Source organism: Exiguobacterium sp. s63 (genome assembly GCF_018617335.1).
Taxonomy (GTDB): domain Bacteria; phylum Bacillota; class Bacilli; order Exiguobacteriales; family Exiguobacteriaceae; genus Exiguobacterium.
Genome location: NZ_JACSKB010000007.1, coordinates 29294 through 43863, shown reverse-complemented (window position 1 = coordinate 43863; position 14570 = coordinate 29294). Strand labels below are relative to the sequence as shown.

General features: G+C 48.4%; 14 protein-coding genes and 2 tRNA genes. All 16 read right to left on the bottom strand.

What is annotated here, in order from left to right:
- Positions 1–399 precede the first annotated feature (399 nt).
- Positions 400–1890, bottom strand: coding sequence for a lysine--tRNA ligase (gene lysS, locus KNO90_RS14415; protein WP_214743121.1), 1491 nt, complete (start codon positions 1888–1890; stop codon positions 400–402).
- Between the two features lie 147 nt (positions 1891–2037).
- Positions 2038–2976: a tRNA dihydrouridine synthase DusB gene (dusB, locus tag KNO90_RS14410; RefSeq protein ID WP_483299299.1), complete on the bottom strand. Its 939-nt coding sequence runs from the start codon at positions 2974–2976 to the stop codon at positions 2038–2040.
- A gap of 70 nt (positions 2977–3046) precedes the next feature.
- On the bottom strand, positions 3047–3544 hold the full coding sequence (gene folK, locus KNO90_RS14405) for a 2-amino-4-hydroxy-6-hydroxymethyldihydropteridine diphosphokinase (RefSeq protein WP_214743119.1): 498 nt from the start codon (positions 3542–3544) through the stop codon (positions 3047–3049).
- Complete coding sequence (gene folB / locus KNO90_RS14400; RefSeq protein WP_214743118.1) at positions 3541–3906, bottom strand: dihydroneopterin aldolase; 366 nt, start codon at positions 3904–3906, stop codon at positions 3541–3543. Before folB ends, folK begins: the two co-directional genes overlap by 4 nt.
- Entirely contained in the window at positions 3899–4684 is a 786-nt protein-coding gene (folP, locus tag KNO90_RS14395) for a dihydropteroate synthase (protein WP_215113889.1), read from the bottom strand. Before folP ends, folB begins: the two co-directional genes overlap by 8 nt.
- Before the next feature lie 11 nt (positions 4685–4695).
- Complete coding sequence (locus tag KNO90_RS14390; RefSeq protein WP_214743116.1) at positions 4696–5514, bottom strand: aminotransferase class IV; 819 nt, start codon at positions 5512–5514, stop codon at positions 4696–4698.
- Positions 5498–6082: an aminodeoxychorismate/anthranilate synthase component II gene (gene pabA, locus KNO90_RS14385; protein ID WP_214743115.1), complete on the bottom strand. Its 585-nt coding sequence runs from the start codon at positions 6080–6082 to the stop codon at positions 5498–5500. The genes KNO90_RS14390 and pabA overlap by 17 nt, the downstream gene beginning before the upstream one ends.
- Positions 6079–7458: an anthranilate synthase component I family protein gene (locus tag KNO90_RS14380; RefSeq protein ID WP_353048501.1), complete on the bottom strand. Its 1380-nt coding sequence runs from the start codon at positions 7456–7458 to the stop codon at positions 6079–6081. Before KNO90_RS14380 ends, pabA begins: the two co-directional genes overlap by 4 nt.
- Before the next feature lie 94 nt (positions 7459–7552).
- Positions 7553–8506 carry a cysteine synthase A gene (cysK, locus tag KNO90_RS14375; protein WP_215113888.1) on the bottom strand — a complete coding sequence of 318 codons (954 nt, stop codon included), beginning with the start codon at positions 8504–8506 and terminating at the stop codon, positions 7553–7555.
- A gap of 84 nt (positions 8507–8590) precedes the next feature.
- Positions 8591–9520: an Hsp33 family molecular chaperone HslO gene (hslO, locus tag KNO90_RS14370; RefSeq protein ID WP_285800745.1), complete on the bottom strand. Its 930-nt coding sequence runs from the start codon at positions 9518–9520 to the stop codon at positions 8591–8593.
- Positions 9521–9539: 19 nt separating this feature from the next.
- Positions 9540–10304, bottom strand: coding sequence for a type III pantothenate kinase (locus KNO90_RS14365; protein ID WP_074035307.1), 765 nt, complete (start codon positions 10302–10304; stop codon positions 9540–9542).
- 93 nt (positions 10305–10397) lie between these two features.
- The gene (gene ftsH, locus KNO90_RS14360; protein ID WP_214743113.1) at positions 10398–12422 is read right to left on the bottom strand and encodes an ATP-dependent zinc metalloprotease FtsH; all 2025 of its coding nucleotides are present in this window, start codon (positions 12420–12422) and stop codon (positions 10398–10400) included.
- Between the two features lie 105 nt (positions 12423–12527).
- Positions 12528–13073: a hypoxanthine phosphoribosyltransferase gene (gene hpt / locus KNO90_RS14355; RefSeq protein ID WP_214743112.1), complete on the bottom strand. Its 546-nt coding sequence runs from the start codon at positions 13071–13073 to the stop codon at positions 12528–12530.
- Positions 13074–13108: 35 nt separating this feature from the next.
- Positions 13109–14332, bottom strand: a complete 1224-nt coding sequence (gene tilS / locus KNO90_RS14350) for a tRNA lysidine(34) synthetase TilS (RefSeq protein ID WP_215113887.1) — start codon at positions 14330–14332, stop codon at positions 13109–13111.
- 68 nt (positions 14333–14400) lie between these two features.
- Positions 14401–14472 (bottom strand) — tRNA-Glu (locus KNO90_RS14345).
- A gap of 9 nt (positions 14473–14481) precedes the next feature.
- Positions 14482–14558, bottom strand: a tRNA-Met gene (locus KNO90_RS14340).
- Positions 14559–14570: the final 12 nt, after the last annotated feature.

The following is a 14570-nucleotide window of genomic DNA, read 5'->3' as shown; positions in this document are numbered from 1 at the left end:
GCCAGCGTTCGTCCTGAGCCAGGATCAAACTCTCCAAAGAATTTGATATAGCTCTTAAATTGACGAAGCTTGCGCTTCATTCAAAAATGATAAAACTTATTTTTGCCTCATCGTTCAGTTTTCAAAGTTCGTCTGTCGCTCTTTGCGACTCTTAAAATAATACAAGTCATCGACACAGTTGTCAACCACTTTTTTTATTTCTTTTCCGCTGCCATCAGCGGCAACGTTTATTACTTTACCCCACACCTCTCATTAACGCAAGGGTTTTTCTTAAAGTTTTTTCAAAAAAGTTTTCCCCCTAGATGATTTCTCCTATTCAATGGCTTACCTACGCGTTTCTTAACTAAATAATAAAAAAAGCCGAATCACACTCTCGTATGATTCGGCCTCTACAATCCATTATTGTTGATGACGCATTGTTGGGAAAAGAAGAACGTCGCGGATTGAAGGTGCGTTCGTCAATAGCATGACGAGACGGTCAATCCCGATTCCGAGTCCCCCTGTCGGCGGCATACCATATTCAAGCGCCTCAAGGAAATCGTTATCGAGTTCGTGCGCTTCATCGTTCCCTGCTTCTTTTTCAAGCAACTGCGCTTCAAAACGCTCACGTTGATCGATCGGGTCGTTTAACTCCGTGAAGGCATTCGCATGTTCACGACGAACGATGAACAATTCAAAGCGATCCGTGAAGCGTGGGTCTGTTTCGTTCTTCTTCGCCAATGGCGACACTTCAACAGGGTGTCCTGTGACAAATGTCGGTTGAAGCAATGTCTCTTCCACTTTCTGCTCGAAGAATTCATTCACGATATGACCAAACGTCATATGATCTTGCACTTCTACACCATGCTCTTTAGCGAGGGCGCGTGCTTCTTCATCGGACATTTGTTGCCAGAAGTCTACACCTGTCTCTTCTTTAACAAGGTCGACCATGTGTGCACGTTTCCAACCGATGCCAAGGTGAATCGTATCTTCACCATATTGTACATCTGTGGTGCCGAGCACTTCTTTCGCCACGTGCGCAACCAATTCTTCCGTCAAATCCATGATGTCATTGTAATCTGCATACGCCTCATACAATTCGATCATCGTGAATTCAGGGTTGTGACGTGTTGAAATCCCTTCGTTACGGAAGACACGTCCGATTTCATAAACGCGCTCGAGTCCACCAACGATCAAGCGTTTCAAGTGAAGTTCGATTGCAATACGCATGTATAGTTCCATATCCAATGCATTATGGTGCGTTAAGAACGGACGCGCTGCTGCTCCACCGGCAATCGTGTGTAACATCGGTGTTTCTACTTCTAAATATCCTTTTTGGTTTAAGAAGTTACGAATCTCCGAAATGATGCGGCTACGTAAAATAAATGTCTGACGCGAATCTTGGTTTGTGATCAAGTCAAGATAGCGTTGGCGATAGCGTTGCTCCACATCTTTCAATCCATGATATTTATCAGGAAGCGGGCGAAGGGCCTTCGTCAATAATTCAAACTCTTCTACGTGAATCGAGAGCTCACCTACGTTGGTTTTAAAGAGCTTCCCTTTCACACCGACGATGTCACCAAGGTCTGAAGATTTGAACAAGTCAAATGGCTCATCACCGACATCATTTTTGCGAACATAAATTTGAATTTGACCCGTCACATCTTGAATGTGGGCAAAGAATACTTTCCCTTTCCCACGTTTCGTCATGATACGACCTGCCAATGTCACTTCGACATCTTGTTCAGCCAAAGCCTCTTTTTCAATTGATTCATACTGCTCATGTAGTTCACCTGCGTGCGCAGAACGATCAAAGCGATGACCGAACGGGTCTAGACCACGTTCGCGCATGTCGGTCATCTTCTCAAAACGAACCTGCATTTGATCATTCATTTCCAACTCGTTGCTCACTATTCCATTCACTCCTCTATCCATATTGGTTTATCCCTAACAAAAAACTGTCGACCCGATGGTCAACAGCACAGCCGAAGCCGTTCATTCGTTGTGGTGCACTTTTTCGCCAAACAAGCTTACCATAAATTAGTTCATTTCTCTAGTTCACACTTCTGACAGTTGTCGCTCAAGTTGATCGACAAACCCATAAAGAACCGCCGCAAACGCTTCGCGTGATTCCGTTTCGTTGATTTGCTTACGAATTGGACCGCTCCCCTTCAACCCCTTCAAGTACCAGGCTGCATGTTGACGCATTTCGCGAACGGCCGTCAGTTCACCTTTGATTGCACTCAACCGATCGAGATGGAGCATACAAATATCGATTTTCTCCCGAGCCTCTGGTTCCGGCGGAAGTTCACCTGTTTCAAGGTACTGAACCGTTTGATAAAGCATCCACGGGTTCCCGAGTGCAGCGCGACCGATCATGACGGCATCCACACCGTATTGGTCGATGACACGCTTCGCATCTTGAGGAGTCGCGATATCACCATTCCCGATAATCGGTACGGTGGCTACTTTCTTCGCCTCGCCAATCCAATCCCAATTTGCAGTTCCTTCATATTGTTGTGCCCGTGTACGTCCGTGAATGGCAATCGCTGCCGCTCCACCCGTCTGAGCCGCTTTGACGTTATCCAAAATAAAGATATGTTCATCATCCCAGCCGAGGCGCATTTTCACCGTGACCGGTTTTTCGACGACATTGGTGACGGCATTGACCATTTCGTACACTTTATCCGGGTCGAGTAACCACTTCGCCCCAGCATCACACTTCGTCACTTTTGGAACGGGACACCCCATGTTGATATCAATAATATCTGCATTCGTGTTTTGGTCGACGTACTGTGCCGCTTTGACGAGTGTATCTTTCGAACCGCCAAAGATTTGTAAACTGAGCGGTTTCTCCCGTTCATCGACATATAGCATACGCATCGTCCGAGCGTTCTCGAGCAAGATGCCTTTATCGCTCACCATCTCGGCACAAACGAGCCCTGCTCCGAACTCTTTTGCAATCAAGCGGAACGCGGGGTTCGTCACGCCGGCCATCGGCGCGAGGACCGCACGGTTTTTAATCTCTATGTTTCCAATCTTAAAGCCTGTCAAGACAACACATCCTTCATTTCACCAAATTCGTAAGCAACGATAACTGAACGACATCTTCGCGGTCTATCCTCGGTAACTCGTCAAGCCAAGAAGTGACTGTTCGTCCTTTTACAATTAGTTCCGGTGCAATCTCCGCTAACGGGGCGAGCACAAATGCCCGTTCCTGCATACGCGGATGCGGAACCGTTAAGTGTTCTGATTGTATATCTTCCCCATTATAAAAGAGGATGTCAAGGTCGATGGTACGCGGACCATTCTTAAATAGACGTTCCCGTCCTAATCGTTGTTCGATTTGTTGAAGCGTTTGGAGCAGTTCCTCCGCGGATTGGCGACTCTTCACTTCAACGACCATGTTATAAAACGAAGGTTGCTCTGTATATCCGACAGGGGCCGTCTCATAAACCGACGACTGCTTCGTGACGTGGAGACCTACCCGCTCCATCTCATCGATCGCGGCAGACAATTGTCCAGCCCGATCTCCGATGTTTGCTCCTAATGCAACATAAATCATGACATCCGTCCCCTTGTCATTTCGATTGCCACCGAGTCATAGTGTCCCGGGATGGGTGGATCCGGTTTAATCACTTTAACCGTCACACGTTGAATCAAATCATGATGCGCCAACACGGCTGTCGTGATGCGTTCTCCAAGTGTTTCGAGTAAATTGACCGGTTCACCCGTCACAATGTCTTCCGTCAATTGATACAAACCGGCATAGCTGACCCCGTTATTCAAATCATCCGAACGTCCCGCAGGCGCGAGGTCCAGTTCACACATTAAATCCACGTGAAACCGTTGCCCGAGACGATTCTCTTCTTCAAATACTCCGTGGTACCCATAAAAGCGCATCCCGTTCACAAAAATTTTATCCACGTCTACTTCCTCCGATCATCGCATCCATCATCTTTGCCGCACGGGCGTTCTCTTTGACATCGTGAACACGCACCCAGTCGCATCCTTTCATGATTCCGAGACACGTCGTCGCGATCGTCCCTTCGAGCCGCTCCTCTGTCGGTAAATCGAGCGTCTGCCCGATAAACGATTTGCGCGACGTACCGAGTAGCACAGGATACCCGAGACGTGTAATCACATCGAGATGGTCCATGAGCTCAAGGTTTTGCGTCACGTCTTTCGCAAACCCAATGCCCGGGTCTAACCAAATGTGCTCATCTTTTACGCCTGCCGCATGCGCGATGTCGATCGATTCTTGCAAGTCGCGGACGACGTCTTCAACGAAATGATGATAATCCCAGTCTTCCCGGTTGTGCATGAGAATGATGGGAACCCCATATTCGAAAGCAACCCGTGCCATCGAGCAGTCTCCCCATTTCGAACCCCACACGTCATTGATGATCGTTGCACCGGCCTCTAATGCCGCTTTCGCAACCGTCGGCTTATACGTATCAATCGAAATCGGAACATCGACTTCTTTTCTCAGTCGTTGAATAATCGGGACGACCCGCTCAATCTCTTCTTCAGCAGAAACAAGGATTGCACCCGGACGCGTCGATTCCCCTCCAACATCAATCGCATCGGCGCCATCTTGAACGAGTTGTTTCGCATGTCGCACGGCCTCCTCGATTGCCGTATATCGTCCCCCATCCGAAAACGAGTCCGGGGTCACGTTTAAAATACCCATGATTTTCGTCATGTTTCCGCCTCCTAACCAATAGAGCGAATCAGTTTCGCCCACACTTCTTTAAATCGACTCCCGTCTTTTCCGGGATAATGATGATTCTGATAATGCGTCACCGGAGCGATTTGTTGGATTGAATTCGTCATCCATATCTCTTTCGCTACAGCTAATTCTGCAAATGTGATTGGTTGCTCAACCACAGGAAAATGTTTCATCACCCAGTTCCGCGTCACACCTGCGAGCGCTCCACTCGAAAGGGGCGTCGTGCATAACACATCATCCGAACCGACCCAAAAGATGTTCGACACGAGCCCTTCCACTACATATCCGTGTTCATCCGCAAACAGCCCTTCAGCACTCTGGTCTTGTAAGGTCCGTTTCCCAAGGATATTGTTCATGTAATGATGCGATTTTAATCGAAATGCTGCTTCTGGACGGCTTCTTGGGAACGGGATCGACTCGACCTGTTTCTCCTGTGGCTCGACTGCTTCCGGCAGTGGTTTGACGATCATCGTGACGTTCGGCGCCTCATAACGCCCGGCATGAAGACCAAGTGGCGCAACCCCTGCCGATACGTTCAAACGGATATAGAGGTTGGGTGCATCGTTTTGCCGGCACAGTTGCTGAATCGCCGCCTCGATGTCTGCTTTCGTATACGGAAAGTGAATCCACAACTCATCGAGACTCTTCATCAAACGCTCCCAATGGGCATCGAACAGAAAAGGGACGGAATTGTATGTGCGAAACGTCTCGAACAATCCCATTCCATACAAGAAACCATGATCCTCAACCGGAATCCATACTTTTTCTCGTTCGATTACCTCCCCGTTATGCCAATACCACATGACGATACTCCTCAATAAAGTTTTGAATCATGTCTTTCCCATGCTCGGTCAAAATCGCTTCAGGGTGATATTGCACCCCTTCAATCGGAAGCGTTCGATGACGGAGCGCCATGATTTCCCCAGTCTCCGTCTCTGCAGTGACTGCGAGACATTCCGGTAGAGACGAACGTTCCACGGCTAACGAATGATAGCGGGTCACAATGGTTTGTTGAGGAATACCTTTGAAAATCGACTTTCCGTCATGTTGAATCTTCGATGTTTTTCCATGCATGAGCCGCTCCGCATGAATAACTTCTCCGCCGAACGCTTGCGCAATCGCTTGATGACCGAGGCAAACCCCTAAAATCGGAATACGGCCTGCGAACGTTTGGATTGCTTCGATACTGATTCCCGCTTCGTTCGGTGTACAAGGACCTGGAGAAATGACGAGATAGCTCGGGGCAAGTGCCTCAATCTCTTGAATCGTGATTTCATCGTTTCGATACACGACCAGTTCTTCACCGAGTTCCCCAAAATACTGCACTAAGTTATATGTGAATGAGTCATAGTTGTCGATTAGTACAATCATGTCGTCTCCTCCGTTAATTGTTTCGCTGCCCATAGCGCCTTCGCTTTGGACAGTGATTCTTCGTACTCAGAAACCGGGTCCGAGTCGATGACGATTCCTGCTCCGGCCTGAACGTATGCCATCCCCTCTTTCACGACCATCGTTCGAATGGTGATGTTAAAGACGAGGTCGTCGTCCCAACTTAACCATCCATATGACCCGGTGTATAATCCCCGGCGAACTGGTTCGAGTTCTTCGATAATTTCCATCGTCCGGATTTTCGGAGCTCCGGTGATCGTGCCACCTGGGAACATCGCTGCCAGTGCTTCGGCTCCTGATATGTCTTCGCGAATCGTGCCACGTACGTTCGAGACGATATGCTGTACGTGTGAATACTTCTCAATCACCATCAATTCATCGACGTGTACACTGCCATATGCCGCTACCTTGCCAAGGTCGTTCCGTTCGAGATCGACGAGCATGACGTGTTCCGCCCGCTCTTTCTCGTTTTCAAGAAGTGTATTGGCCAATTCCAAATCTTCCGCATCATCTTTCCCACGTGGACGGGTACCCGCAATCGGGCGCGTCGAGATATCAGATCCGTGCTTTTCGATCAACAGTTCCGGTGAAGCGGAGACCATTGTCAAGGCATCATCCACAAAGTATCCCATGTACGGAGATGGATTCATTTGACGAAGCGTATCGTATATACGACGCGGATCGGCGAGAAGTGGTTCAGATTGACGAACGCTCAAGTTCACTTGGAACACGTCACCTTCCACAATATATGACTGAATCCGCTTGACCGCCTCCACAAATTCGTCCTGAGACATGGAACGCGAACGCTCAACAGGCAATTGTTCAGTCGGCTTGAACGCAAAATGGGATTCGACGTTCCACATGGCTGCCAATCGATCCGCTTTACGTTCAGCATCACCCTCTGCCGTGACCATCAAGTAAAGGATCGAACTCTCCTCGTCAAACACAGCTACTTCGTCAAACAAAAGAAACGAGACGTCCGGCGTCGATAAATCATCCTCTGCCTGATCAGGGAGTCGTTCAATCGTTCGAGCCACGTCATAGCTGATATACCCAATCATGCCACCGAAGAAGGGGGGTGCCCCTTCCGGTCGTTCAGCCTCAAAACGTTGTCGAACTTCACTGACCAACTCGAGCGGTTTCCCATACATCGTTTCAGTTGTTTCCCCTACATGCAAAAGACCGACACCATCTTTTACATGGAAGCGACCGAACGGTTCGATTCCCGCAATCGTATATCGTCCCGCCCTTCCACTTTCTAGCCATGCATGGTACGGCTGGTCTGCCGTCAACGTCATATATGCCTCATACATCTTTTCTTTCGTCATCCGCTTCGTTCTGAACGCTGTCGATCTCACTGGTCATTCCTCCGTCTATTCATTCATGCCTTTTATTGTACACAAGAAAAGGCAGCAACCGAAAGAGAATGTCTCTCGATTACTGCCTGAATTGTTATACGCGACTTTCGTTTGATTCTTCATCGAATTGATAAAGCGGTGTGCTCAAGTAACGTTCCCCGTTTGACGGGATAATCGCCAATACATTTTTCCCTTTACCGAGGCGTTTCGCCGTATCAAGTGCCGCTGCAATGGCGGCCCCTGAAGAAATTCCACCGAGGACACCATTCGTACGTGCCGCTTGGCGAGCGTACTCAAACGCTTGCTCTGTTGTGATTTGAAGAACACCTTCATAAATCTCTGTGTCGAGGATTGATGGAACGAATCCAGCTCCGATCCCTTGAATCTTGTGAGGTCCCGGCTTCCCGCCCGATAAGACAGGTGAATCGACCGGTTCAACGGCTAAAATTTTGACGTCCGGGTACTTCGCTTTCACGACTTTACCTGCACCGGTAATGGTACCGCCTGTCCCGACACCCGCAATGAGCGCGTCCACAGAAAGTCCTGATTCTTCAAACGCCTCCACAATCTCAGGTCCCGTCGTCATTTCGTGGACGTTCGGGTTGGCTGCGTTGTTGAATTGTTGCGGGAGGAAGTAGCCATGTTTCTCTGCTTCTTCCGTGGCGCGACGAATCGCACCACCCATCCCTTCAGGTCCTGGGGTTAAAATGAGTTCGGCTCCATATCCGCGAAGGAGGTTTCGGCGTTCCATGCTCATCGTCTCAGGCATGACGAGAATGGCCGTATATCCTTTTGCGGCACTAACCATGGCGAGACCGATACCTGTGTTCCCGCTTGTCGGCTCGATGATGGTATCACCCGGCTTCAAGATACCATCTTTTTCAGCCGCTTCGATCATAGCAAGGGCAATCCGATCTTTGACGCTTGATCCTGGATTCATATATTCGAGCTTCAGATACACGTTGGCATCCTCTGGTCCAGTCATCCCATTCAATTTCACAATTGGGGTCTTTCCAATCAAGTCTGTTACTGAGTTTACGATTCGCATTCCATTTCCTCCTTCATAATTCCGACTATTCCGATATTGTTATCATACCCTATCGAATTGAAAATATGCAATTTGGAACGTTGCTTACGATTGCGCCTGTTCTTTCATCGTCTCTAACTGTTCAGCTGAGAAATGATACTTTTCACCACAGAAATGGCAAACTGCCTCGGCTCCGCCATCTTCTTCAATCATCTGACGAATCTCTTCTTTTCCGAGACCGATAATGGCGCTTTCCATTCGTTCACGACTGCATGTGCAGTTGAACTGAATCGGGTTCGTGTCGAGGACATCGAGGCTGTCACCAAGGAGTAATTGAAGCATTTCTTCTGGTGTTTTTTCTTCCCCGATTAGGACAGATACGGGTGGGAACGTTTGAAGCGCTGTTTCGAGCGCTTGAACCGTCTCTTCAGATGCATTCGGAAGTAACTGGACGATGATTCCGCCTGCAGCAAGAATGGATTCGTCTTCCGGTAAGACGAGGACACCTGCTCCGACGACTGATGGCACTTGTTCAGATGTTGCGAAGTAGTACGTGAAGTCTTCACTGATTTCGCCCGTTTGAATCTCTGAAGATCCTCCGACATAGTCTTTCAATCCTAAGTCTTTGATGACGGAAATCGTTCCTTTCCCGACAGCTTCACCGACTTTCAACTTCGTCATCCCTTGTTCGTTGACGAATGTTCCGCCATCGACACGCGGGTACGATACGTATCCACGGACATCTCCTGCTGTATCTGCGTCCACGATGATTTTCCCGATTGGACCATCACCTTCTACTTTAAGCGTGACGCGCGCTGCACCTTTTTGCATCGCTCCAATCATCGAGCCGATTGTCATCGTCCGTCCGAGGGCAGCTGAAGCAACCGGTGTCGTCTGGTGACGAAGTTGAGTTTCATACACCGTTTTTGTCGTACGTGCAGCAAAGGCACGGACTTCTCCGTTAAAACCGAGGGCACGAACGAGATAGTCATCTTTCATCTGATCGAGTAATGCTTGTTGTTCTGTATGAATCATATGATTTAACTCCTTTAGTTTACTTTTGATTGCGCTCGTAAATGAGACGAAGGCCTTCGAGTGTCAGGAACGAATCCACATGGTCGATCGTCTCTGCATGTTCACTGATCAATCGTGCCAGTCCGCCCGTCGCAATGACGGTCGCTTCACCGACTTCGCGCTTCATTCGATTCACAATACCATCCACTTGGGCCACATACCCGTAATACGTTCCGGACTGCATCGCTTGAATCGTGTTCTTTCCAATGACTGTCGGTGGGGTCGCCAATTCAATCCGAGGTAGTTTAGCGGCACGCTGATAGAGCGCCTCCACTGAGATCATGATACCCGGTGAGATGATTCCGCCATGGTAACGACGTTTCTCATCGATGTAACAATACGTGGTTGCCGTTCCAAAATCAACAATTATGAGCGGACCGTCATATTTGGCGATCCCTGCTACCGCGTTGACAATTCGGTCGGCCCCGACTTCGCGAGGATTCTCGACGTGAATGTCCAACCCTGTCTTCACACCTGGTCCCACAACGATTGGACGTACATTGAAGTATCGTTGTGACATTTGTTCAAGTGGGAAAATAACAGGAGGTACGACAGAGGATAAGATGACACCTTCGACTTGATCGAACGAGACGTTCGAATGGTCGAATAGCGATTTCACCAACATGCCGTATTCATCCGTTGTTTTTGTACGATCGGTTGAGATGCGCCAATGGTGTACGAGATGATCTCCATCGTACATCCCAAGAACAATATTTGTATTTCCAACATCAATCACTAAAATCATGATATAGTTCCTCACTTTGTTGTCAATTGCAGTTCGCTCGAATTATAACACGAAAAAAGACGAATGCCTCGTGAAGGGCATTCGTCTCATTCATTAACGTGATTCGTTATTCGGACGTTCTGTCGGTGTCGCTTCTGGCTTATCGCCTTCAGGTACGACATCCGGCTGGCTGTCCTGGACAACTTCAGGTTGATCGACGACTTGACCGTGTTGAACGGCTGCCTCATCTTTCTTCGCTGCGTCGTCCGCATCCACCGATCCATCCACGTCCTCTTCCGGCTCATGCGGGAGATATTCGCGTGTCTTGATCAAATGACGAATCTGTTTCGAGTCGAGCGTTTCGACATCAAGCAACGTCTTCGCAACGAGTTCGAGATCTTCGCGACGTTCTGTCAAAATCTGTTTCGCTTTCGCGTAACAGCGATTGATGATGTCTCGAATCTCCAAATCGATTTCTTGCGCGATCGCATCGGAGTAGTTCTGCTCTGTCTGGAAATCGCGACCAAGGAAGACTTGTCCGCCATGGTTTGAACCGAGTTGGAGCGGTCCGAGTTTATCACTCATCCCGTAATCCATGACCATCTTACGTGCGATACCAGTCGCACGTTGGAAGTCATTGCTCGCCCCGGTCGACACTTCACCAAAGATGACATCTTCAGCGACGCGCCCACCAAGAAGACCGACAATCTTGTCTTCGAGTTCTGGTTTTGTCATGAAGTAACGATCTTCTTTCGGAAGCATGACGACATATCCGCCCGCGTTTCCGCGTGGAACGATCGTCACTTTGTGTACTTCATCCGCATTCTCAAGCTCGAGACCGATGATTGTGTGACCTGCTTCGTGATATGCAACAATGTTGCGCTCTTTTTCCGAGATGATGCGGCTCTTCTTCGAAGGACCGGCGATGACACGGTCAATCGCTTCTTCCACATCAACCACTGAAACGGCTGTACGGTTCGAACGTGCCGCAACGAGTGCCGCTTCGTTCAAGAGGTTCTCTAAGTCTGCCCCAGAGAAACCAGGCGTACGTTGTGCGATCGACTTCAAGTCTACCGTCGAATCGAGTGGCTTGTTGCGTGCATGGACTTTCAGTACTTCTTCGCGTCCTTTGACATCCGGACGATCGACCGTGATTTGACGGTCAAAACGACCTGGACGAAGGAGGGCTGGGTCAAGGATATCCGGACGGTTTGTCGCCGCAACCATGATGATCCCTTCGTTATCACTGAATCCATCCATCTCAACAAGGAGTTGGTTCAATGTTTGTTCACGTTCATCGTGTCCACCACCGAGACCGGCACCACGTTGGCGACCGACCGCATCAATTTCATCGATGAAGATGATACATGGTGCATTCTTTTTCGCGTTTTCGAACAAGTCACGAACACGTGATGCCCCGACCCCGACGAACATCTCAACGAAGTCCGAACCTGAGATCGAGAAGAACGGAACACCGGCTTCACCGGCTACCGCACGAGCCAAGAGTGTTTTACCTGTCCCTGGAGGACCAACGAGTAAGACCCCTTTTGGAATACGTGCGCCGAGTTTCGAGAATTTGCGAGGATCTTTCAAGAATTCAACGACTTCAATGAGTTCTTGCTTCTCTTCGTCCGCCCCAGCCACATCTTTGAATGTGACGCGACGTTTTTCTTGGTCGTATAGTTTCGCCTTCGATTTTCCGAAGTTCATCACACGACCACCACCGCCACCACCTTGCGCCTGGTTCAACAAGAAGAAGAACAAGATGAAGATGATAATGAACGGTAAAATCGCGAAGACGATGCTGAACCAACTACTGTTCGATTCAGCCTCCTCGATTTGAATATCCGTATTCGCACGAAGCTGCGTTAATACATCCGCATATTCCGCTTCGTTCGCTGGAATGTTTGTTTCATAACGCTGGTCTTCATCTCCTGTAAGATCGCCTGTAATCGAGATAGCCCCCGGGATTTCTTGTACGGTTGCCGTCTCAATCCGATCATCTTCCACATATTGTAGGAATTTCGAATACGAGAGCGTTTCACTCTGACTATTCGGATTCTGCAAATATTGAAGGAACAAGATCAAGGCTAGGAAAATCACACCAAAAACCAATGTGTTTTTCACTGCACGATTCATTCTCTGCCTCCTATTCCGAGAAACGATGTTCTCGCCCATTCAGTATATGCCTATACTTTGGGGATTTCCTTTATCTTACCACGTCACATTTTCAAAAGAAAAACGTTAGCCCCCGTAAACGCTCGGTTTGAGCACACCGACGTAAGGAAGGTTACGATATTTCTCTTCATAATCGAGACCGTAACCGACAACGAATTCGTGTGGAATCACGAAACCGCTATAGTCTGCTGATAAACCATTTTTACGACCTGTCGGCTTGTCGAGAAGCGTGACAATCTTCACAGACTTCGCTTTACGGTATTTAAGAAGATCGACGAGGTAACCAAGCGTCAATCCACTATCAATAATATCTTCTACAATCAAGATGTCGCGTCCTTCTACAGATGTATTTAAATCTTTCTCGATTTTTACTTCACCTGTTGAAGAAGTTCCTCCGTGATACGTCGACACGTCCATGAAGTCCATCTCTAAATGGATATCCATTTCTTTGACGAGGTCGGACATGAACGGCATCGCACCTTTTAATACACATACGAGAAGCGGAAACTCTTCTTTATAGTCTTCGCTCAGTGTTCCAGCGAGTTCTTTCACCTTTTCTTGAATCTCTTCACGTGAGATTAAAACTTTCTCCATATCGTTCATTAATGACATCTTGAAATCCTCCTCTTTCTGTTTCGACACAATCATCATTTTACCATTAATCGTAGGCAAATCGCATCCGACTTGTCTAGAAATTCTGAAACTCTTACTCCAACAATCGCGAGAATTTGTCCCGAGGCGTCTTCGAGTAGTGGAAGTGTCGGGCGAATCGTCCGCTCAATCTTTTCATCGATTAAAATGCGTGCTACTTTTTTCGATCCCACGTTCAAGCGCATTCGGTCTCCCGGTGCAATCGTGCGAACGGTCAGCGGATAAGAAATTTTATCTAGCGGTATACCTTCTTGCCCTTCTACGACAGATAACGAAACCGTATGCTCCCCAAATTGAATCACCGTCGGCAACGATTCGATTTCAATCGGGGGAAGTTGATTGATGTTAAGGTTCTGTTCAAGTTTAAGTACCCCATTCCGCTTCGTCATGAACCAATCTCCCGTCAAATGATAGATTCCTGTATCTTTTCGGCTCACGGTTAGCTTCTCGATTGCCTCACCGACCTCTACCCCATAACGACGGGATAGCAAGCGACCGACTGTATATCGATCAAGGGAAGATAGATGCGCAACATCCACGAGTTTCACATGAAACGCTTTCATTTCGAATACTACGTATTCATCGATCCAACGCTCACATAATGCATAGCGCGCATACCAATCGGCACGGGCCCGTTTCGCCGTTTCACTGACTTCATGCACCACGTTCGGCCACATCTCTTTCAACCGTGGCACAATTTCATGTCTGATTCGATTTCGTAAATACGTCCACTCCTGATTGGTCACATCTTCTCGCCACTCAAGTCCAGTCATTCGCGCATAATGGATCAACTGTTCTTTCGTTTCCTTCAATAAAGGACGAATCAATACACCGTTACCGAACGGTCTGCTCTCCGGGATCCCTTTGACCTCCTGCACGTTTCGGTATAGTTGAATGAGCACTGTTTCCAACTCGTCATCCGCGTGGTGGGCCGTCGCCAACGTCTCGTATCCATATTTATTCATGATGTCTTCAAAGAATTGATACCTGGCTTCTCGATAACGAGCCTGTGATCCTCTCTTAAACTCGAGAGACGTTCCATGAAACGGAATCTGATAAGATGCCGCGACGTTCGAGACGAACGTGTACTCTTCATCCGATGCTTTACGTAGACCATGATGGACATGCGCTACCGCTACATCCCATCCCTGTTTGACGAGTCGATCTAACAACACAATGGAGTCAACCCCGCCGGACACGGCGACGAGTACTTTTTTCATGCATTCCCTCCTTGATATAACAAAAGAAGCCATCTCGATTGAGATGGCTTCTTTTCGCTTAGGTTAAGTGACCCGTACGGGATTCGAACCCGTGTTACCGCCGTGAAAGGGCGGTGTCTTAACCGCTTGACCAACGGGCCTAAATAAAATGGTAGCGGCGGAGGGAGTCGAACCCACGACCTCACGGGTATGAACCGTACGCTCTAGCCAGCTGAGCTACACCGCCATGTTATTGTTG

Bases quoted from the DNA above. Each gene is read 5' to 3' on its own strand.
- ftsH (WP_214743113.1), bottom strand. From the start codon at position 12,422: ATGAATCGTGCAGTGAAAAACACATTGGTTTTTGGTGTGATTTTCCTA.
- folP (WP_215113889.1), bottom strand. From the start codon at position 4,684: ATGACGAAAATCATGGGTATTTTAAACGTGACCCCGGACTCGTTTTCG.
- tilS (WP_215113887.1), bottom strand. From the start codon at position 14,332: ATGAAAAAAGTACTCGTCGCCGTGTCCGGCGGGGTTGACTCCATTGTG.
- hslO (WP_285800745.1), bottom strand. From the start codon at position 9,520: ATGATTCATACAGAACAACAAGCATTACTCGATCAGATGAAAGATGAC.
- cysK (WP_215113888.1), bottom strand. From the start codon at position 8,506: ATGCGAATCGTAAACTCAGTAACAGACTTGATTGGAAAGACCCCAATT.
- pabA (WP_214743115.1), bottom strand. From the start codon at position 6,082: ATGATTGTACTAATCGACAACTATGACTCATTCACATATAACTTAGTG.
- KNO90_RS14365 (WP_074035307.1), bottom strand. From the start codon at position 10,304: ATGATTTTAGTGATTGATGTTGGAAATACAAATATTGTTCTTGGGATG.
- hpt (WP_214743112.1), bottom strand. From the start codon at position 13,073: ATGTCATTAATGAACGATATGGAGAAAGTTTTAATCTCACGTGAAGAG.
- KNO90_RS14390 (WP_214743116.1), bottom strand. From the start codon at position 5,514: ATGTGGTATTGGCATAACGGGGAGGTAATCGAACGAGAAAAAGTATGG.
- folK (WP_214743119.1), bottom strand. From the start codon at position 3,544: ATGATTTATGTTGCATTAGGAGCAAACATCGGAGATCGGGCTGGACAA.
- dusB (WP_483299299.1), bottom strand. From the start codon at position 2,976: ATGGCCGGCGTGACGAACCCCGCGTTCCGCTTGATTGCAAAAGAGTTC.